We start from the raw sequence: 19722 nt of genomic DNA on the forward strand, positions 1-19722 counted from the left end.
GCGCTGCGCGAAGGCGCTAACGCGCCGCCCTGATCTCCCGAATCAATTCCAACACCATCCGCGTCTGCTCCGTAATCTTGGCATACGCCTTCTCCTGAAGTACCGCCGCGCTGATAAGCCGGCTCCCCATGCCGACGCCCGCAACCCCCGCCTTGAACCAGGCTTCGAGGTTGGCACGTTCCGGCTCGGCCCCACCCGTGGGCATAAAGGCAAGTCCCGGGAAAAGTTCGCGTACGGCGCTGACAAAGGCGGGCCCCAGCAGGTTCCCCGGGAAAAGCTTGACAAAGGTGGCGCCCATGTTTTCCGCAGCAATGATCTCGGTTGGCGTCATACAACCGGGGACCCAGAATTGGTTGTGTTGGGCGGCGACGGCCCCTACCTCGGGCACGAAGCCGGGGGAGATGAGGAAGTCGGCGCCCTCGGCGATATAATGGCGGGCTTGTTCGCCCGTCTTGATCGTACCGATCCCCAGGGTCAGGTCTTTCCATTCGCGGTCCCGGATATGGCGGAGGTGTGCAAAGTTCTCCAGGGCCTGTTCGCCCCGGTTGGTGAATTCCACGACACGGATACCGGCCTCGTACAGGGCGCGCATCACGGCTTCGCAGACGGCGGGGTCGGGGTGGAAGTAAAGGGGCAGCAGCCCTTGCGTCTTTATCTTCTGGAGGATGCTATGCATGACGTTCAATCGTTGTGCGTACTTGTGAAACGGTTTGATGGGTGGCGTCGCCTTTTTCCTGGAGCTTGCCGATGGCCGCGGCGGCTGCAAAGTCGATGGTCTGCTGGGGGTCCCAGCCCTGGAGGCTGGCATAAATCAGGCCGCCCATAAAGCAGTCTCCGCTGCCGACCTTGTCGACGACAGCGTCGGTGCGGAACTCCCGCGAGACGTGCAAACGGCCGGCGGCAGAAGCGGTGCCGTGAGCGGCGCTGCCCGCAGCCGCGGCACGCTCGCGCTCGAACAACGTGGCATAGTACCGCAGCCCTTCGGCCACTTTCTCAAACCGGAAGGTGTGTGCCACGCGCCCGCACCGCGGAAACCGCCGCAGGATAGCCTCCGAGGTCGCCACGGAATGATCCAGGTATCGCTGTTTGTTCCCATCCTGGTGAACGTCCTTGTCGACAGGAATCCCCAGCAGGCTTTCCGCTGCCCAGAGGTTCCCCATGACGAGGTCGCAGTATTCGACAAGCCCGGGCATGACCGAAACGGGGGAAACCCCGTATTGCCAAAGCTTGGAGCGGTAATTCAGGTCGACGGAGATCCGGACCCCTTTGCGGGTGGCGGCCTCCAGGCCCTCACGGCAAAGGGCGGCCACGGAGGGCGTGAGCGCCGGGCTGATGGCGCTGAAGTGAAACCAGCCTGCATCCTGCAGCACCAGGTCCCAGTCGATCATGCCCGGACCCAGCCCGGCAAAGGAGGAGTGGGCCCGGTCATAGATAACGCCGGCGTGTTGCAGGTCAGACCCTTGCGGGAGGTAGTAGGCCCCGACGCGATTCCCCGTCCACAAAACGGGGGTGGTGTCGACGCCCCGGGATTCCAGGTAGGCGGCCATTTCCCGGCCCAGGTAGTGGTCGGGCATGGCGGTGCAATACGCCACGGGCTGCCCCCAGCTGGCCAGGGCACAGGCAACGTTGGCTTCGGCTCCCCCCACGTAGACGGGCATGCTGGCGTCAGACAGCCAGCGTCCTTCCAGCATGGGAGACATGCGCAGGAGGATTTCTCCAAAAGAAACGACGATCGATGAGGTCATAGAAATCCGAAGTAGTGCTTCGCGTTATGGTAACATATATCGCTGACGACTTTTCCGATCCAGGGAAGGTCCTGGGGCAGTTCGCCGTTTTCCACCTCTTCCCCGAAAAGGCGGCAAAGAATCCTGCGGAAGTATTCGTGCCGGGGGAAAGACAAAAAGCTGCGCGAATCGGTGAGCATGCCGACAAAACGGCTGAGCAGCCCCATATTGGAAAGGGCGTTGATCTGTTGCGTCATCCCATCCTTCTGGTCGAGGAACCACCAGGCGGACCCGAACTGGATTTTTCCAGGGAAAGAACCGTCGTTGAAGTTCCCGATCATCGTCGCCATAAGGGCGTTGTCCGCCGGGTTGAGGTTATACAAGATGGTCTTCGCCAGCCGGTCGTTGGTATCGAGCCTGTCCAGGAAGCGTGCCAGCGCCTTCCCTTGCGGAAAGTCGCCGATCGAATCCCAGCCCGTGTCCGGTCCCAGTTCCCTCCACTTCCTGGAGTTGTTGTTCCGCAGGGCACCAAGATGGTATTGTTGTACCCATCCCTTCTCGTGGTCCCACTCGGCCAGTTGCAGGAGCAAGGCCGATTTGAACTGGCGGCGCTCTTCTAAAGAAGGCAGCTGCCCCAACCGGACCTGGTCGAACACACGGATCACAGTGGAGGGGTCAAAATGATCGGCATACATCTCCTCTAACCCATGGTCGGAGACCGTACAACCGTTCACGGCAAAGAAGTCGTGCCGGTGCTTCAATGCATCCAGCAGGTCCCCATACGTGGTGATGGATATATTGGCCGCCTTCTCCAACCGCGAAAGGTATTGGTTGAACGCAGGCGGGTTGTCGACGAGCAAGGCATTGTCGGGCCGGAAGGCCGGCAGGACCCGGGTCGTAAAACCCGAGGCGGCAAGCGCCTTATGATCCGAAAGGGTGTCGGCCGGATCGTCCGTGGTACAAACCACTTCCACCTTCATCCGGGTCAGCAGCGAACGCACCGAGAATTCGGGGGTTTGGAGCAAACCGGTGCAGGCCTCATAAATACGGGCGGCGCTCGATGGATTAAGCACCTCCCGTACACCGAAGTATCGCTGTAGTTCCAGGTGGGTCCAGTGATAAAGAGGATTGCGGAGCGTATAGGGCACCGTCTCTGCCCAACGCGCAAATTTTTCCGCGTCCGGACGGTCTCCTGTGCAAAAGTCCTCGGATACACCGTTCGCACGCATCGCCCTCCATTTGTAATGGTCTCCGGCCAGCCAGGCCTCCGTGAGGTTGGCAAAACGATGGTCGGAAGCGATCAGGGCGGGGGAAAGGTGGCAATGATAATCAATGATCGGCAACGCGCTGGCGTATTCATGATACAGTTGTCGTGCCGTCTTGGTATTCAATAGGAAGTCATCGTCCAGAAACTGCATAGCCGAAGGTAAACCAAAACGGGGTTTCCGCCCAAATCGTACTCCGATAACGTTTGCGCTGGCGCGCGTGGGGTGGGCATCAATAAATCATTAAATTATTATTATATTGAAGAACCATGCAAACTGCTATGATACCGGATGACGCCTCATTGGTGCACGCCCTGCAACAAGGGAGCCAGGAGGCTTTTTCCGAGATCTACCGCCGCTACAGCCGCATGGTGTTTATCCAGGCCTTCAAAAAAGTGGGCGTCCGTGAAGTGGCCGAAGACATCCTCCAGGAAGTATTCTCCGCCCTTTGGACCGGGAAAGCGACCCTCCAGCCCGACAAGTCCCTAAAAGCCTACCTGCTGGGCATCGTCCGGTTCAAGGTGATCGATTATTACCGGCTCACCGCCCTTCGTCTCCGTCACCTTGATTCCCTGACCCACCTGATGGACCAGCCGGAGGCACCCCTGCAAGATGCCCTTTACGCCAAAGAACAGGAAAAAACCCTCCACACCCACATCCAGTCGCTTTCTGACAGCGTCCGCACCATCTTCCTCCTGAGCCGCTACGATGGTTTGTCTATAGACGACATCTCTCAGAAGCTCCAACTTTCCAACCAAACCGTGCGCAACCAGATCTCCAAAGCGCTCAAAACCCTCCGGCTTAAATGGGAGGAATAAAATTTTAGAACACCATAGTACATTTTTCTTTTTCCCCCGATTCATTAGTATATGCAGATAGATGAGCTGGCCGCTTTGCTAAAGAGGTACCACGAGGACCGGTGCACACCCGAAGAGCGGAAGATCGTCGAGGAATGGTACGAAAGCCTTTCCGGAAGCGAGCCGGCGCCAGAGGAAAAAGAAGTCGAATCCAGCCTGGAAAAGGTGTGGGCGCGGCTGCGTGAAACCACGGCCGGCGGGGCCCCAGGCGGCGAAATGGAGGCCGGCAGCGAAGCAGCGCCGGTGCGCAGGCTCGTCCCGTTCAACCGCCGCACCACGCGCCGCGTAATGGAGATCGCCGCCGCCGTCCTGCTGCTGGCCGGCGTTTACACGCTGGCAAAGCGGACAGGAACCACCAAGGAGGCGCCCGAGGACACCGTCCTCATCGCCACCGTCCCCGGCGAGGTAAAACAACTCACCCTGCCCGACGGCTCGCGCGTCACCGTCAACGCGTCCAGCCGCCTGGCGTACGCAAAAAGCTTCAAAACCCGGCAGGTCCGCCTGATGACCGGCGAAGCATTTTTCGAGGTAACGAAAGATCAAAACCGGCCGTTTACCGTGGAGACAAAAGGAATAAATACCCGGGTCCTGGGCACCTCCTTCAACATCCGCTCCTATGACAGGGACACCGCCACCGTCATCGCGCTCGTCACGGGAAAGGTATCCGTTGACGAAACCACGACCTTGGATCCGGGCGACGAATTAACAGTGAACAAAAGCGGCAACAAGCTTAAGACCCGCTTCGACGACGAGAAAAACATCACCGCCTGGGAGCAAAAGGCCATGTATTTCCGGGACGCCTCCTTCGAGGACATCGCCTTCGACATCGCCAATACGTACAACGTCACGCTGGTCAACGCCAGCAGCAAAAAGCACTGGAGCTATACCGGCTTTTTCGAACACGAAAGCATCTGGGAAATCGTCCGCACCATCTGTATTACCGAGCACCTGGATTTCCGATCGGACCAGGGCCGCATCATACTGATCAATAAAAATTAACCGCACATGAGAAAATCATCGGCCCCCCCGGGAAAGCGACCCGGATGGGGAGGGATCGTTCTGTTCTCGCTTTTCTGCATCTACGCGCTGTCCGCCAGGGGCAGCCAGGGTCAGGCGGACATCCGCATCACACTCAACCACCAACCGGCGGAAAAGGCGTTCCGCCTGATCGAAAAACAAACCCGCCTCACTTTCCACTTTGACAAAACGGAGATCAACCCCGGCCAGGTCGTGACCCTGCACTTCGACAAGGCACCGCTGAGCACCGTCCTGGAAGCCCTTTCCCGCCAGACCGGCTGGGTGTTTCAGCAAAGGGGCGACAAAATCCTGGTCCTGGGAAAGGATACCCCGCTTCCCCCGGAGGAACTGTCGGTGCTGCCCCCCGGTATCGTCAAGGGCAGGGTCACCGATGTGTCCGGTACACCCCTTCAGGGGGTGACCATCCAGATACAGGGGACCATGACAGGGGTGCAAACCGACGCCGACGGGCGTTTTTCCATCAATGTCGCCAGCGGCACCACGCTGATCGTCACGTACGTAGGTTACGAAACCCAGGAAGTGAAAGTGACCGGTGCGGACCTGGCACTGGTCATGAAGGACATCCATAAAGTCCTCAACGAAGTGGTGGTCACGGCCCTTGGCATCAAACGCCAGGCAAAGGAGCTGGGATACTCCACTGCCCGGGTCGGGAACGCGGAGCTCAACGAAACCAAACAAACCAACCTCGCCACCGAGTTGTCCGGCAAAGTATCCGGTCTCCAGATCAACACCATCGACAACAGCGTCAACCCCACCACCCGCCTGGTGCTCCGGGGGAACCGGTCTTTCTTAGGCAACAACCAGGCCCTGCTGATCGTCGACGGGGTCCCGGTGGATTTGAACTATATCAACTACATCAACCCGAACGATGTCGACAACGTCACCGTGCTGAAGGGCGCCAACGCCGCCGCCCTGTACGGTTCCGATGCCTCCAACGGGGTGCTGATCATCAACACCAAAAAGGGGAGCCAGGGCAAGCCATCCATTACGGTGAGCTCCACCATCACACAGGAGCGCGTGGCCTACCTTCCCGAGCTGCAAAACGAATTCGGACCGCACGCCGGAGAATACCAGCAGGGTTATGCGCTTTTTACCGACTATAACGGGAACCGGCTCTACATTCCCTTCGAGCAACAAGCCCAGGGTCCCGCGTTTAACGGTGACACGGTCCTGATCGGCTTCCCGCAACGGGACGGGAGCGTCCTGACGGGGCCCTATAAAGCCTACCCCCACGCCAAGTATGATTTCTTCAACAAGGGATACACCTGGCAAAACGACATTTCTTATTCTTCAGGCGACGACAAAGGTTCCTTCTACCTGTCCGTCCAGGACGTCAACACCAAAGGCATCGTCCCCGACGATCAATCCCGGCGGACGGGCTTCCGGTTTAACGGGAACCGCACCTATGGAAAGTTCACCGCCACCATCGGCCTGGCGTATAACCAGTTCCAGGTCAGCCAGGACGGCGACTGGGCGGACACCTATTTCAGCGTCATGGGTTTTCCCCCGAACATCGACCTGCCCGCCTTTAAGGACGTCAACAATTATGTAGACGCCTCGATCAACGGGTTCCCCATCCCCTACTCCCTGAATCCCTACTGGTATATCAACAACAGCCGGGACAACGTCACCAGCCACAACCTGGTCAGCAACGCGGACCTGACGTACCGCGTCACGCCCTGGCTGACCGCCACCTACCGGGTAGGCATGAACCTGTTTGTGGGTGACGGCAAGCTGACCACTGCGGACAAATCCTATTCAAACGACGCCATCCTGTACAACAACCTTTCCTTTAGCGGAGACAACTATGTCGCCTTTCCCCCGGCACCGCCCGCGGTCACCGATAGTTTTGGCATCCGGACCAACCTGAACACCACCACCATGGTCAGCGCGGATAAGACCTTTGGAGACTTTTCCGGAAAGCTCATCCTGGGCTATACCACCAACAGCGCCTACGAGCGGACGTCCATACAAAGCAGCTCTTCTCTGGCTTTCGCCGGGTTTTACAATATCGGGAGCGGGACCCAGTCCCCCCTGGTGGGAGACTACCGCCAGACCATCCGGACGACGGGCGCCTTTGCGGACCTCACCCTGGGGTATAAGGAATACCTTTTTATCCACGGCTCCGTGCGCCGCGATCAAAGCTCGCTCCTGGCCGAACAGTTCCGGACCTTTTACTATCCGGGAGTGGATGCCGCCTTTATTCCCACCGAAGCACTGCCGTGGCTAAAGGACAACAAAATCCTGTCCTTCGCCAAGCTGCGCGCCAGCTTTACCAAGGTAGGGAACATCAATATCCCACCCTATTCGCTGGCCAACACGTACGTCTTGTCCACCACGCCCAACAATGGTTTCCCATTCACCAGTACCGGGACCACGAGCTACGCCATCAACCAGACCATCTATAACCCCTTGCTAAAACCGGAATTTACAACCGCCAGAGAGGTCGGTGCGGAGTTGGGGTTCCTCCGGAACCGGGTCAATGTCCAGGTAGCATATTACAACGAAAAAACCACCAACCAAACGGTACCCGTCCAGGTGTCCCCCGTCTCCGGCTACAACATCCAATACATCAATGTCGGCGAGATGAACAGCAAGGGATTCGAAGCCGACCTGAACCTCACGCCCCTCGTCCGCTTCGGCAGCTTCCGCTGGAATGCGGGGGCCAACCTGAGCGTGGTCACCAACCGGGTCGTTAGCCTGCTCCCGGGGACCAGCGAGCTCAATATCGGCACCTCCTCCGGGGCCAAGGGAACCGTCACCAACGACTATGCCATCGTGGGTCAGGCCTATCCGTATCTAAAGGTCATCGACTGGGCACGCGATCCGCAGGGACACGTGATCGTTGACCCGGTCACCGGTCTACCCAGCCAGGATCCCAATCCCCGTCCGTTCGGTCAGCTCAATCCCACAACCACCCTCGGTCTCAACACCTCGTTTCAATACAAAGGGTTCACGCTGTCGGCGGTGGCAGAGTTCCGGACGGGGAACGTTGTCTTTAACAACGAACCCTATATCGACGAATTCGGGCTCACCCCCCGTTCGGCGGCGTCCGGCCATCAGCGCTTTGTTTACCCGAATTCCGTCATCGAGACAGCACCAGGCAAGTATGTGCCGAATACCACGACGACCATCAACGACATCTTCCTGTTCTGGGGACAAAACGGCTTTGCATACCTGCCTCCTTCGATGTTCGTGAGCAGCGCCGCCTTTTGGAAGGTGAGGGAAATTTCCCTGGCCTATGACATCCCCGCCTCCGTTTTGCACAAGGCCCGGGTCATCCGCAAGGCCACAGTCACCCTGGTGGGCCGGAACCTGTTTACCTGGAGGCCAAAGGACAATATCTGGACAGACCCCGAGTTCAACGACGACAACTCCAATGCCGTGGGCCAGAACTCAACGTCCCAGCCCCCGCCGGTGCGCAGTTTCGGTGCCAACCTTACCCTCGTTTTTTAACACCCAATCGATCCTTATGTTCCGAAATATAATACGAACAGCCGGCGTCCTCCTCCTGATGGGCTCCTGTAGCAAAAGCTACCTGGACGTCAACAACAACAATCCCAACCAGGTCACCACGGTTTCGCCCCATCTTTTGCTGGCCGGAACGCTCAACACTACGGCTTCCATCGTGACCACCGACTTCCCCTTCTTAGGTTGCTACCAGGGCTACTGGACCATTGCCCAGGGATTTTCCGACATCACGGACTACGCCAACTATAACTTCAGCACGAACTTCGGCCAGAACATCTGGACCGACGTCTACGGCAACTTAGGTAACCTCGCGCAGATAGAGGCCGCGGCCAAGGCCGACACCACCCTCGTGCTCTACGGCGCCATGGCCAAAATCATCAAGGCCCTCAACTTCCAGATCCTGGTCGATGTCTATAACAACATCCCCTACTTCGACGCCTCCAGCCCCTTGAACATCTATCCGAAGTATGACAACGCCGATACAGTCTACCAACACCTCGTTCTGACCATAGACACGGCCATCGCCATGATCAACGGCGCCACGCCCGGCGCGGTTCAGCCGACCGGCTCGGACGACATCATGTTCTCCGGCAATATGACCTCCTGGAAACAGTTGGGGAATACGCTAAAGCTGCGCATGCTGCTCCACCAGGCGGGGCTGACGGCCAAGGCGGCCTATATACAGGCCCGTCTTGCCGACATCGCTACTGAAGGTGATGGGTTCCTGGCCGGCAACGCTTGGGTCAACCCCGGCTATTCCCAGAACACCAACCAGCAAAACCCATTTTTCTCTTCCTTCGGTTTCAACTCCACCGGGGGCGCGGCCTCGAACTACACCAGTTTTAAGGCCAACATCTATACGATTGCTTTTTTCAACAACACCAACGACGTCCGCATCGGATACGACTATGCCCCGCTCACCGGGTACACAGGGAACCCGCCCTATTTGTATGTGGGCGCTCCCTTCGGAACGATCGGTCTTCCCTCCCCTTCTTCCGCCTCATCCATCGGCGCCTATATGCCAGCCACCTCTTCGACCCAGGCGGGTCCGCGGGTCGGCCTTCTGCAAAGCGACGCCCAGTCTTGTCCCCTCCTGACCGCCACCGAAAGCCTGTTTCTCCAGGCCGAAGCAGCGGAGCGCGGCTGGATCTCCAGCGATCCACAGACTTTATATCAACAGGCCATCACCGCTTCCTACGCCTATTTGCTGGTCAATAACCCGGACAGCGCCGCGGGCGCCTATTATGCGCAACCGATCCAAAATGTAGGCTGGAGCGCGTCCACCAACAAACTGGAAGCCATCATCGTCCAGAAGTGGGCCGCCCTGAACGGCATCGACCTGGAAGAGGTATGGAGCGATTACCGGCGGACCGGGTTCCCATCAGACCTCCCACCGTCCAACTCTCCCAACGCCGTTTCAAAGACGCCACCCGTCCGCCTTTTGTACCCCCAGATCGAGTACCAGACCAACGCCGCCAACGTCAACGCCGAAGGCTCGATCAATCAATTCACCTCCAAAATATTCTGGATACCATGAGACGCATTCTTCTCGCCACCGCCCTCCTCGCGGTCTCCTGTCTGAAACCGGCGAAGTACTATACCGACTTCTCGGACATCAGCGCCATCGCCCAGTTTTCATTGGGGGGGAATTCCATCACCAATGCCTGGATAACGGTACAATCCACCCCGACTGACTATACCCTTATGGTGAATGTCGCGGCCCCCAACCCGCTGGGTAAGGCCGTGACCTTTACCCTGGCGATCGATACCGCTGACTTCAATGCGCAGCTCGCCGCAAACGGATACAGCCTGCTCCCGGACAGCGATTATATAGTGTCCACCTGGCAGGTCACGATCCCCGCCGGCAAGGATTCGGGCACCTTTCACATCCAGATCAACAGCACCAAACTGGGATCGAACCTGGGATTTATATTGCCCCTTCATATCACCGATGCCTCGGGGTTGCCCATCAGCAGCAACTTTGGCTATGGCTTCTGGCTGGTGCAGAACGGCAATGCGTATACCGGGCTGTATCATTCCATGGGCTACCGGAAGGAAGTAGGCAAAACATTTGTCATCGATCAGGATAAATATTTGTATTATGCAGACACGACGGGTGGACTCTACCCGTCCAACACGGTCATAGCGCAGGCGGGGGATGATGTGACGTATATCGATTATGGGATAGGCATGGACCTCACCGTCGATCCTGCGACCAACCTTGTAACGTTGACCTCCGACCCCCACCAGGGTGCCAGCGGCAAGATCCCCCTGAACAATATGGGGGTTTGCAAGTATGACCCGGTCACCCGTGTATTCACCTTGAACTATAGCTATGTAAACGCCTACGGAAATACCGATACGCTCCAGGAAATACTCACATGGAAACCCTTGTAATTGAAATAACATGACACTGACCAAACAACGATTCCTGCCGCTGGACGTCCTGAGGGGTATGACGATCTGCTTCATGATCATCGTCAATACCCCCGGAGGTCCTTCCTATTGGCCGCTGGACCACGCCGCCTGGAATGGCTTCACCCCCACGGACCTGGTTTTCCCTACTTTTCTTTTTGTTGTCGGGAACGCCATGAGCTTTACCATGCGCAGGTACGAAGAACAGGGGAACGGCGCCGTGCTCTCGAAAATATTCAAGAGGACCCTGCTCATCTTCCTTTGCGGCTTTTTGCTCTACTGGTTCCCCTTCGTCCAGCATACGGACGCCGGCTGGGCCTTCAAACCCCTTTCCCACACCCGTATCTTAGGGGTGCTCCAAAGGATTGCGCTTTGTTATTGCATCGCTTCGCTGATGATCCACTTCCTCCCCAAGGGTGCGGTGCTCACGCTATCGGTTATCTTCCTGCTGGGGTATTGGTTCCTGGCCTGGTATTTCGGAGACCCCGGCGGTGTATCCCCGGACAGCGTCACCGGCCCCTTTACCCTGCACGGCAACGCCGACCTGAAGCTCGATCGTTTGATCATGGGGGACAATCACCTCTACCGGGGAGAGGGCTTCCCCTTTGACCCGGAGGGCATCCTCAGCACCATCCCCGCTATCGTCAACGTGGTAGCCGGTTACTACGCAGGGCTTTTTGTACAAAAACACAGCACCGAAGCCAAGTCCCTCTGGAAAATGGCCGGGGTGGGCGCCCTGCTCATCATCCTGGCCTGGGTATGGAACCCCGTTTTCCCCGTCAATAAAAAGATCTGGACCAGCTCCTTCGTCCTCAACACCGTAGGCATAGACCTGATCCTCCTGAGCTTCCTCATCTTTATCATCGATTTCCAAAAACTCAAAGGCTGGACAGGCTTCTTCACCACCGTAGGCAAAAACCCCCTGGCCATTTACTTATTGAGTGAACTCCTGATCGTGGTCCTCGACCTCATCAAGGTAGGCCCCGACACCAGCCTCACCGAGTGGATCATCACCCACACCACCGGCCACATCTCCCCCGAAAAACTAGGCTCCCTCTGCTTCGCCATAGCCTACATGCTGGTCTGCTGGAGCGTAGGGAAGTGGATGGAGGTCAAAAAAATATACATCCGGCTATAAAGTCTCCCGCGTATAGGCCCGGCAGCCCTCTGAAGTGGGGTGGGGTGGTTGGTCCATTTTTTCCTCTTTTCCTTAGCGGATTCGAACGACTGAATTCGGAGAGTGTTTAACCGCTAAGGAAAAGAGGAAAAAATGGACCAACCACCCCACCCCACGCGAGGCATGGTCTGCCATCGGTGGCCAACATTCGCGGGAAGCACCGTGCATTTACCGATAAGAGAGGTAAGACGGCGCCGTCAGCGCGAAGATGTTGAACCGGAAATCGGAGACGGTCGTGATCTCGAAATAGAAATTGCCGCGCATCCCCGGGGGGACGTAGGGGTAATAGTTGGCGTCGATTTTAAGGGTGTTGAACGTCAGGTTTTCGTTGCGGACCTCGCAGCCCAGGCCGAAACCGGCGTAGAGGCGGTTGTCAAAAAGGTTTTCGTCCCTATAGGCCAGCTGGGACGTCTGGATGGTCGCCTGGAGGTTGAACTTGAATCCGTACACCTTTAGCGGGGTATAAAAATTCGAATAGGCGCGCATATTCAGGCGCTGGAACCCGTTGATCTGGGTGTTGCTGATCCCGTAGATGCCGAACTGATTATTGATGTTGAGTGGTTTGTAGAAAAACGGGTTCGGGCAGTCCAGGTAGTCCAGCATAATGAACTCGCGAAAACGGGACCAGGGAAAGGTCACCAGCCGGCTGTAGTAGTCGACCTCTCCATGGATCACCGCATCTTCTGACCCGGTTCCCGGATGCCAGAAGCTACTCAAACCAAGCTGTGTGTTGAGCAACCCCTTGAGCGGGGTGACCCAGTACTTTTGGAGGTTCAGACCCGAATAAGCCCGCTGACGCTGGACCCACGTTTCTTCCCCTCCGTAAAGACCGATGGTATAGCCCAATGGAACGTCCTCGGTACGGCCGAAGCCGAAGAAATAGTGCGCCTTGAAAAAGTCCTGCCGGTACAATGCAAACTCCCCTAAAAGATACCGGCGGTTGTTATACACCGGGTCCGCCTTATACTGGGGAATCGGGTATTGGGTGAAGTAAAGGTTGTAGTGTCTCAAGAGGATGGCCAGGCTGGGCCCCCTCGCCTCGGACCCATTGCTCCGCTCCATGCCCGGCCAGCAATTGTAACCCACCCACGCATCCACGATATTGTATTGGTAGTTCCGGTAAAGGCTGTCACCTAAGCTGTGGATATTTATGGAAAAATTTTTGGCTAAGGACAGCCCCCCGATCACCGGCGTCACGCGCCGGTACAGCGGCCGGTTCAGGGAGATATAGTACGACCCCTCGTAGGTATTCGTATCCAGGGGCGCGTTGTTGTTGAGGTAGGTATACCCCACCGAGCCGTCGATAAACGTCCCCCCGATATTGCTTTTGGTATATTGAACCTGGGTCCCCACCCTCGGCATAAAGGTTTTGTCCCAAAGAAACCCAAATGCAAAGGATTGCCCCGCTCCAAACAGGTCGTTGTTGTAGATGTCAAACTTGGCGTTGGTGTTGCTCAGCTCGCTCAGGTCGCCCCCGTATTCGAATACGTCCTTGGTCACCACGTTGATGTCCACCGAGTCCGAGTTGCTGGACGCGCTGGTCAGGTAGATCCGGGCGTCCTGTATAAAGGGCAGGTTACGAAGGTACCGTTCGTTGTCGGCCAGCTCATACGCATTGACCGTGTCTCCGGGATGGAAAAACAAGGATTGTTTGATGACCCACTGGCGTGAATCGTAGTGCATATTATTGGCCAGCTTCAGGAGCCTGTTGGAGCTTTGGAAGGTGGTGTCGTAAATGTCGTTGGGACCAAACACCTGGACCCTCCGGAAATAAATACGGCGGATATGCCGGCCCTGCTGGGGCAAAAAGACGTGTTCGCTTTTTTGGATGGAACTGTCGTCCCCGGGTGACGTGGCGTTGTCCCTCGACAAACGGCTTAAAAGGGAATCGCGGTAGCGCTTGTTCTTTAATTCCTGCAGGTTCCGTTTCCACCATGACGTTTTTACCACCGGGGTGTCCCGGATGACAGGTACGGTATCAAGGGTAACGGGCCCGCCGGTCGCGGCTATGCACCACCAACAGGCCACCAACAATCCAACTATTTTTCCAATCGCTCCCAAATCAAATCTTAAGTTACCAATATAAAACGAATGAGGGTCTCAGATGGTTTGGCGGCGCGCAACTTTTATTGCGTTAAAAAATTTTAAGGCGTTAAAGAAATCTTAAAAATCCCCTGAAGCCTTTTCCAACTCCGCCCAACTCACTTCCCGGTACCTGCTGTACAGCAGCCATACCAGGATCGCAGCAAGGACGAAGATCAGCCAGATAACCCACGACAAGGCGGGGAGGAACAGGCGGATGAAATAGTGACCGAACCCTACGGCGGTCGGAATAAGGACGATCATCAGGCCCTTCATAAACCGCCCTGTCCCGGCCTGGATGCTCATGCTGGCGGAAAAGGGCAGTTTTTTAAGACGGACGTATCCCATCAGCAATCCGAACCATATCACGTTGGCCAGGCCCAGGGCAAGATCGGGCAGGATCCGGATCCCCCAGATGTACAGGGCAAACACCGCAACGGCCAGGTAAAAAGGAATAAAATACTTGACCAGCATCGCCTTGACGGAGCCGACGAGCACCTCCCCCGGGACGCGCAAAGGGCTTACATAGTACACCCAGGAAGCCTTGTATTTATCCGAGTAGACAAGGTTGGTGATGGCCGTGATCATGGCCAGGCTGCTCATATAGATGAGCAGGATATAGGTCTTGGTTTCCGGCAGGTGTCTCCACGTCTCGCCCAAAGACGACTGTCCCCGGCCCTGGAGCCCGTAATAGAAGAAATACACCAATACGTAGGCAAAAGAAGGATATACCTTGAGCTTGAAATCCCTGCTCCGGCCCGTCAACAGCCAGGAGATCTCGAAACCGGTGCTTTCGGCGTTCCCCTTGGTCACCCACGCAGAGATCGACCGGTAAAATGTGCCCCTCCCCCGACGTTTCTTCGTAACAACAGCCGGTGTCCCCGCCCCCAATCCGCTCAATTTCCGGTCAAAGCTCGGCCCCAAAAACCGGACGACGGCCCAGATGCTCAGGGGCGGTATCAAAAGTCCCAGCGCCGCGAGCCCATACAACAGGCCGGTCTGACCGGCCGGATGCTGCAGCACCTCCCAAAGCGCTGCCAGCCAAAGCGGGGGCGCCGGATAAAAATAGGCGTGCCCTAAGATCGCCGTCTGGTCGAGGTGGAGGTTGGCCGCCAGGCGAGGCCCCATATAATACGTAGCGAAAATAAGGATGGAAAAAGCCACCTGTATCGTCCCGATCACATCCTTGAAACGCTCCACCGTGGTAATCCTCAGGATCACCAGGTACACCGCATTGATGACGCAGATACAAAGCAGGGTGGCGAACGCCACGTCCAGGCCAAACAAAAGACCACCCCCGATACCGATACGCACAAAGCAGTAGACCAACCCCGGCAACATCATCGGCACGACGATCTTGGACAGGTGGATGAGGATATGGAGCAACCGGGCCAGGAGGATCGTCCGGGCGCCCACCGGTTTGGGGAGGATGATGTAGTTGTCCTTGACGTCGATGAGCACATCGGTGAAGTCCGATATCAGCGTCACCGACAACATCACCATGAACATCAGGAAATAGAGCGTCAGGGCGGTAAAGTTGTCTTTGCCGACCCAAAAGGTAAACAGGTAGAAACAACCCATCACCAGCGAGGTCAGAACCGTGGCCACGGTGGCGTTGTTCACTGCCTTTTTGCGTTTTTGGTGCCGGGCAAAGACGGCCCGGGGCCGCCGGTCGTCCATGGTCAGTTTTACCCAAAGAATGGCTTCGAGCTGGTTCGTGTCCGCCCCGAGCTTCCTCCAGAACGGGGAAAAAAGCATGACCAGGCGAAGGATAAAGTTTTTCATGGGGCTAGGGTTCGAAAGCGGTGACAAACTGATCGGCCGCACCCTCCAGGTTTGTTTCCCCGGTCAGGTGGGCGAATATCTTTTCGAGGGTATCCCCGCCCGTTTGCTTCAACTCCTCGAACGTGCCGTCCGCGATGACGGTGCCGTGGTTGATGAGCATGATGCGGTCGGACACCTTTTCCACCACGTCCATCATGTGCGAACAATAGAAAAGGGTTTTGCCTTCCCGGGCAAGCCGGCTCATCACTTCTTTCATGACGATCACCGCGTTGGCGTCCAGACCGGAAAGCGGCTCATCCAGGATGATCAGGCTGGGGTTGTGCATGATGCCCGAGGTGATCAGCACTTTTTGCTTCATCCCTTTGGAGAACGTGTCCATACGTTGGTCGAGGACGTCCTGGAGACCGAAGGCCGTCAGCATTCGTTCCGCCCTTTCCCGGACCATGGTGGGGCTAAGGTCATACAGCCTCCCTGTAAAAGTGAGGTACTCCATCGGTGTCAGTACGTCGTAGATCTCCGCGTTTTCCGGGATATATCCGATAGTGCGTTTGATGTCCTGGGCGTGCGTCCGGAGGTCCATCCCCCCGATCGTGACCTCCCCTTCGAAGTCGGGGATCAGTCCCGTCAGGATCTTGACGGTGGTGGACTTGCCCGCGCCGTTGGGGCCGATATACCCGATAATTTGGCCGGGTTGTATATCCAGGGAAATATCGTGGAGGACGGTTTTGTCCCCATAACGCTTGAAGAGGTGGCGGATGCTGACAGCTGGGGTCATGGTGTGGGTTGAAGCCATAAATATAGTGCGTTTTATGTATCTTAAATCGCGTATGTACGCTCCCACGACGATCGAACTCACGACCAGAGGCAGGCCTTTACGTCTTCATCTTATTTCGACCGGTGTCGTATCGGTCAAACGCCGCTATCGGGATGCCCGGGGCCGCGGGCTGGGTGCCCTCCTCGATTTTATGTGGGACAACCGGTTTACAGAATGGCTGCCGATCTGGGTCATGGTGATCGAACACCCCGACGGTACCTTTCTTATCGATACCGGGGAAGTGGCCGCCGTCATGGATCCCGACTATTTCCGGTCTTCCGGCGCCCTGGTGCACTGGTTTGACCGCTCGCAATTCCGGTTTGACGTCCGCCGGGAAGACGAGATCGACGTCCAGTTGACCAACATAGGCATACCGCCTTCGCAGGTCAAGACGATTGTCCTGACCCACCTGCACTTCGACCACACCGACGGGCTGAGCCATTTTCCCGGGACCCGGGTGTTGTTGGGTGACCTGGAATGGAAAAAACCTTATGGCGCGCTAAAACGGCTCTGGCCGCAGGATTTTCACCCCGTGGCCGTTCCCCTGGACTGTCCCTACGAGATGTTTGAAAGGACATACGCCCTGACCGGGTCGGAAGACCTCCTCCTGGTCCATACACCCGGTCATACCTGGGGGCACGCGTCCGTGCTGATCAAAACCGATCTTGGACCCATCCTGTTTGCAGGAGACGTCTGCTACTCCCAGGACCAGCTCCTGACAGACAAATACACCGGAGCCAATGCCAGCCACCGCCTTGCAAACGACACCTACGAACGCATCAAGGCCTTCGCCCGTCATGAGCCCCTGATCGTCCTTCCGTCCCACGACCCGGAAGCGCCCAAACGGCTGCTCGACTGGGAGCCGCTTTACAACCTCCCCTCCGAAGGTTTGGCAGAGCGGGAGGACTGATAGGTAAAGTCCACCGTCTGGTCTCCTATGCGGATGGTAAACTGTCCGGGCTCGGTGACCGGCTTGTTGTCATCCCCGATAAAGGCGAGGTCCGACGGTGTCAACGCAAAAGTTACCGTTTTTGTTTCCCCCGGTTGCAGGTCGATCTTCCGGAATGCCCTCAGCCTCTTGACATCCGGGCTGATGCTCGCGTACCACTGGCTGGTATAGAGCAGCACGGATTCCTTGCCTTCCCGCTGACCCGTGTTTTGAACATCCACGGAGACCTGGAGCGATCCATTCCCACTCAGCACCGGCGAAGACAACCGAAGGTGGCTATACGTGAATGTCGTATAGCTAAGCCCCGAACCGAATTCGTACAGTGGATGAAAGCCATGCTGGTCGTCCGGATTTCCGTTTTCCAGGAATTTCCGGTAATAGTTCACCAGGGCATTGGCGTAACGCGGGTAGGTAAAAGGCAGTTTGCCGGAGGGGTTCACATCCCCTGTCAAAATATCGGCCAGCGCTTCCCCGCCCTCATTACCCGGGTAATAGACGGTCAGCGTAGCCGCGGCCACCGCGTCCGCGGACGTGACGATCCGGGGCCGGCCCTCCGCCAGGACGAGAATGACGGGCTTACCCGTCTTGGCCAGTTCGGCCGCCAGGTGCAGTTGTTCGAAGGGCAGGTCAAGATCATCGATGTTCCCCGGGTTTTCCGCATAAGACGATTCACCCAGGAAAAGCACGATGGCATCCACGCCGGCTGCGGCGGACAGCGCATCGGACAAACTATCCGCGTAGACGACGTGGTCGCTGCCCAGTTTTTTGCGCAGCGCGTCTAAGAAGGTGGCGTGTCCCGCTCCCAGTGCGTCGTTGACATCCCCCTGCCAGGAATAGCTCCAGCCCCCGTCCACCGAACGAAGCGTATTCGCGGTGGGCCCGGTGACAAGGATCCGCGCACCGGTCTTCAAAGGCAAGGCAGCATTATTATTTTTCAACAAAGTAATAGACTCCTCTGCCGCCTGAAGACTGACCTGCCGCGAGGCCTCCGATCCGAAATCGGGATAGTCTTCCGTATGCGGAACCGGCAACGCAAACAAACCCAGCTCTTCCTTGAGACGGAGGATACGCCGAACGGATGCGTCGATCCGGGCCACGGATACTTTGCCCGTTTTGACCAGGTCGAGGAGATACGTATAAAAGGAAAAATCATACGGCACCATGCTCATATCGATGCCGGCGTTGATGGCCATCAGGACCGCGTCTTCCTGGGTGGCCGCAATATGGTGACGGTCATGAAGGTATTTTATATCCTGCCAGTCGGTGACGATGACCCCGTCAAAACCCAGCTCGCCCCTCAGTACGTCCGTGAGCAGGTAATGGCTGGCGTGCACCGGCACACCGTTGATCTGGGACGAGTTGACCATAACGGTCCGGGCACCCGCTTTTACCGCCTCGCGGAAGGAGGGCAGAAAATATTCCCGCATATACCGGTCGGGTATCCAGGCCGGCGTACGGTCCTTCCCGCTGAGGGGATAGCTGTACCCCAAATAGTGTTTCATACAGGCAGCGACATGGTACTTGTCGATCGCGCCCGAGACGCTCCCCTGGTAGCCCTTTACCGCTTCCGCGCCCATGGTTTTGCACAGATAGGGATCCTCCCCGTAAGTCTCGTACATTCTCGGCCAAAGCGGGGACTTCCCCAGGTCCAGTACGGGCGAGAAATTCCAGGGGATATAGGCCGCCCGGGTTTCATAAGCCGTGATGTCCGCGGCCTTCCGGACCAGTTCCGGGTTAAACGTCGCCGCCTGTCCGATCTCCTGGGGGAAAAGTGTAGCACCTAAGACATAGTTCACGCCATGGATCGCGTCGATACCATAGATCACCGGTATGTGGAGCCGGGTATGCCCGGTGGCTTCTTTTTGAATATCCGTGATCAGCTCCTTCCATTGATCCCGGCTCAGGGCGTGCCCGGCCGTGTTAAGGATGGATCCGACGTGGTAAGTCTCCAGGGCTTGTTTCAGTTTGGCGGTATCGATGTGTACCCCCGGCCGGAGGACCACATCCAGGGTAACCTGGGTCATTTGACCGATCTTTTCCTCCAGGGTCATTTTGGAGAGCAGGTCGTCGACCCGGCTTTGGGCGGAAGCGAAGGAAACCGAAGCAAGGAAGAGGGCGGACAGAAACGCGCGCATAGCAGGCAAT

General features: G+C 57.1%; 14 protein-coding genes. 7 read left to right on the plus strand and 7 right to left on the minus strand.

The features are described 5' to 3' along the window. Nucleotides 1-16: 16 nt before the first annotated feature. The 3 genes from EDB95_RS01035 to uxaC are packed head-to-tail and all read right to left on the minus strand — an operon-like array spanning nucleotide 17 to nucleotide 3142. The gene (locus tag EDB95_RS01035) at nucleotides 17-676 is read right to left on the minus strand and encodes a bifunctional 4-hydroxy-2-oxoglutarate aldolase/2-dehydro-3-deoxy-phosphogluconate aldolase (protein ID WP_133989715.1); all 660 of its coding nucleotides are present in this window, start codon (nucleotides 674-676) and stop codon (nucleotides 17-19) included. Next, the gene (locus EDB95_RS01040; protein WP_133989716.1) at nucleotides 669-1745 is read right to left on the minus strand and encodes a sugar kinase; all 1077 of its coding nucleotides are present in this window, start codon (nucleotides 1743-1745) and stop codon (nucleotides 669-671) included. Before EDB95_RS01040 ends, EDB95_RS01035 begins: the two co-directional genes overlap by 8 nt. After that, nucleotides 1742-3142, minus strand: a complete 1401-nt coding sequence (gene uxaC / locus EDB95_RS01045; RefSeq protein ID WP_133989718.1) for a glucuronate isomerase — start codon at nucleotides 3140-3142, stop codon at nucleotides 1742-1744. The genes EDB95_RS01040 and uxaC overlap by 4 nt, the downstream gene beginning before the upstream one ends. A 116-nt stretch (nucleotides 3143-3258) precedes the next feature. On the opposite strand from uxaC, the gene EDB95_RS01050 reads away from it, so the two are divergent. From EDB95_RS01050 to EDB95_RS01075, 6 genes are read left to right on the plus strand one after another with little or no spacing between them, the layout of a single operon-like run. Continuing rightward, nucleotides 3259-3807 carry an RNA polymerase sigma factor gene (locus EDB95_RS01050; RefSeq protein WP_133989719.1) on the plus strand — a complete coding sequence of 183 codons (549 nt, stop codon included), beginning with the start codon at nucleotides 3259-3261 and terminating at the stop codon, nucleotides 3805-3807. A gap of 51 nt (nucleotides 3808-3858) precedes the next feature. Next, entirely contained in the window at nucleotides 3859-4845 is a 987-nt protein-coding gene (locus tag EDB95_RS01055; RefSeq protein ID WP_133989720.1) for a FecR family protein, read from the plus strand. A gap of 6 nt (nucleotides 4846-4851) precedes the next feature. Continuing rightward, a complete protein-coding gene (locus EDB95_RS01060) occupies nucleotides 4852-8340 on the plus strand; it encodes a SusC/RagA family TonB-linked outer membrane protein (RefSeq protein ID WP_133989722.1) in 3489 nt (1162 codons plus the stop codon). 16 nt (nucleotides 8341-8356) lie between these two features. Next, nucleotides 8357-9892 (plus strand): SusD/RagB family nutrient-binding outer membrane lipoprotein, encoded by a 1536-nt coding sequence (locus EDB95_RS01065; RefSeq protein WP_162852441.1) that lies wholly within the window; start codon nucleotides 8357-8359, stop codon nucleotides 9890-9892. Then, complete coding sequence (locus EDB95_RS01070) at nucleotides 9889-10752, plus strand: BT_3987 domain-containing protein (RefSeq protein WP_133989725.1); 864 nt, start codon at nucleotides 9889-9891, stop codon at nucleotides 10750-10752. Before EDB95_RS01065 ends, EDB95_RS01070 begins: the two co-directional genes overlap by 4 nt. Nucleotides 10753-10762: 10 nt before the next feature. Further along, nucleotides 10763-11908: an acyltransferase family protein gene (locus tag EDB95_RS01075; protein WP_133989727.1), complete on the plus strand. Its 1146-nt coding sequence runs from the start codon at nucleotides 10763-10765 to the stop codon at nucleotides 11906-11908. Nucleotides 11909-12115: 207 nt separating this feature from the next. Here the strand turns inward: EDB95_RS01075 and EDB95_RS01080 are convergent, their stop codons facing one another. The 3 genes from EDB95_RS01080 to EDB95_RS01090 form a co-directional block, all read right to left on the minus strand. Continuing rightward, nucleotides 12116-13981 (minus strand): BamA/TamA family outer membrane protein, encoded by a 1866-nt coding sequence (locus EDB95_RS01080; protein WP_133989729.1) that lies wholly within the window; start codon nucleotides 13979-13981, stop codon nucleotides 12116-12118. A gap of 129 nt (nucleotides 13982-14110) precedes the next feature. Then, nucleotides 14111-15814, minus strand: coding sequence for a hypothetical protein (locus tag EDB95_RS01085; RefSeq protein WP_133989730.1), 1704 nt, complete (start codon nucleotides 15812-15814; stop codon nucleotides 14111-14113). Between the two features lie 4 nt (nucleotides 15815-15818). Then, entirely contained in the window at nucleotides 15819-16607 is a 789-nt protein-coding gene (locus EDB95_RS01090; protein ID WP_211352031.1) for an ABC transporter ATP-binding protein, read from the minus strand. 34 nt (nucleotides 16608-16641) lie between these two features. Here EDB95_RS01090 and EDB95_RS01095 point away from each other — a divergent pair, with 34 nt between their 5' ends. Next, nucleotides 16642-17538 (plus strand): N-acyl homoserine lactonase family protein, encoded by an 897-nt coding sequence (locus EDB95_RS01095; RefSeq protein WP_162852442.1) that lies wholly within the window; start codon nucleotides 16642-16644, stop codon nucleotides 17536-17538. On the opposite strand, the gene EDB95_RS01100 is transcribed toward EDB95_RS01095, so the two are convergent. Next, complete coding sequence (locus tag EDB95_RS01100; protein ID WP_133989734.1) at nucleotides 17496-19712, minus strand: glycoside hydrolase family 3 N-terminal domain-containing protein; 2217 nt, start codon at nucleotides 19710-19712, stop codon at nucleotides 17496-17498. The two genes, EDB95_RS01095 and EDB95_RS01100, sit on opposite strands and share 43 nt — an antisense overlap. Nucleotides 19713-19722: the final 10 nt, after the last annotated feature.

This window comes from Dinghuibacter silviterrae (assembly GCF_004366355.1).
GTDB lineage: Bacteria > Bacteroidota > Bacteroidia > Chitinophagales > Chitinophagaceae > Dinghuibacter > Dinghuibacter silviterrae.

What these genes read in the sequence shown, in the direction of transcription:
- EDB95_RS01060 (WP_133989722.1), top strand. Translation starts at nt 4,852, where the DNA reads ATGAGAAAATCATCGGCCCCCCCGGGAAAGCGACCCGGATGGGGAGGG.
- EDB95_RS01090 (WP_211352031.1), bottom strand. Translation starts at nt 16,607, where the DNA reads ATGGCTTCAACCCACACCATGACCCCAGCTGTCAGCATCCGCCACCTC.
- EDB95_RS01085 (WP_133989730.1), bottom strand. Translation starts at nt 15,814, where the DNA reads ATGAAAAACTTTATCCTTCGCCTGGTCATGCTTTTTTCCCCGTTCTGG.
- EDB95_RS01040 (WP_133989716.1), bottom strand. Translation starts at nt 1,745, where the DNA reads ATGACCTCATCGATCGTCGTTTCTTTTGGAGAAATCCTCCTGCGCATG.
- EDB95_RS01095 (WP_162852442.1), top strand. Translation starts at nt 16,642, where the DNA reads ATGTACGCTCCCACGACGATCGAACTCACGACCAGAGGCAGGCCTTTA.
- EDB95_RS01035 (WP_133989715.1), bottom strand. Translation starts at nt 676, where the DNA reads ATGCATAGCATCCTCCAGAAGATAAAGACGCAAGGGCTGCTGCCCCTT.
- EDB95_RS01100 (WP_133989734.1), bottom strand. Translation starts at nt 19,712, where the DNA reads ATGCGCGCGTTTCTGTCCGCCCTCTTCCTTGCTTCGGTTTCCTTCGCT.
- EDB95_RS01065 (WP_162852441.1), top strand. Translation starts at nt 8,357, where the DNA reads ATGTTCCGAAATATAATACGAACAGCCGGCGTCCTCCTCCTGATGGGC.
- EDB95_RS01070 (WP_133989725.1), top strand. Translation starts at nt 9,889, where the DNA reads ATGAGACGCATTCTTCTCGCCACCGCCCTCCTCGCGGTCTCCTGTCTG.
- EDB95_RS01055 (WP_133989720.1), top strand. Translation starts at nt 3,859, where the DNA reads ATGCAGATAGATGAGCTGGCCGCTTTGCTAAAGAGGTACCACGAGGAC.
- EDB95_RS01050 (WP_133989719.1), top strand. Translation starts at nt 3,259, where the DNA reads ATGCAAACTGCTATGATACCGGATGACGCCTCATTGGTGCACGCCCTG.
- EDB95_RS01075 (WP_133989727.1), top strand. Translation starts at nt 10,763, where the DNA reads ATGACACTGACCAAACAACGATTCCTGCCGCTGGACGTCCTGAGGGGT.
- uxaC (WP_133989718.1), bottom strand. Translation starts at nt 3,142, where the DNA reads ATGCAGTTTCTGGACGATGACTTCCTATTGAATACCAAGACGGCACGA.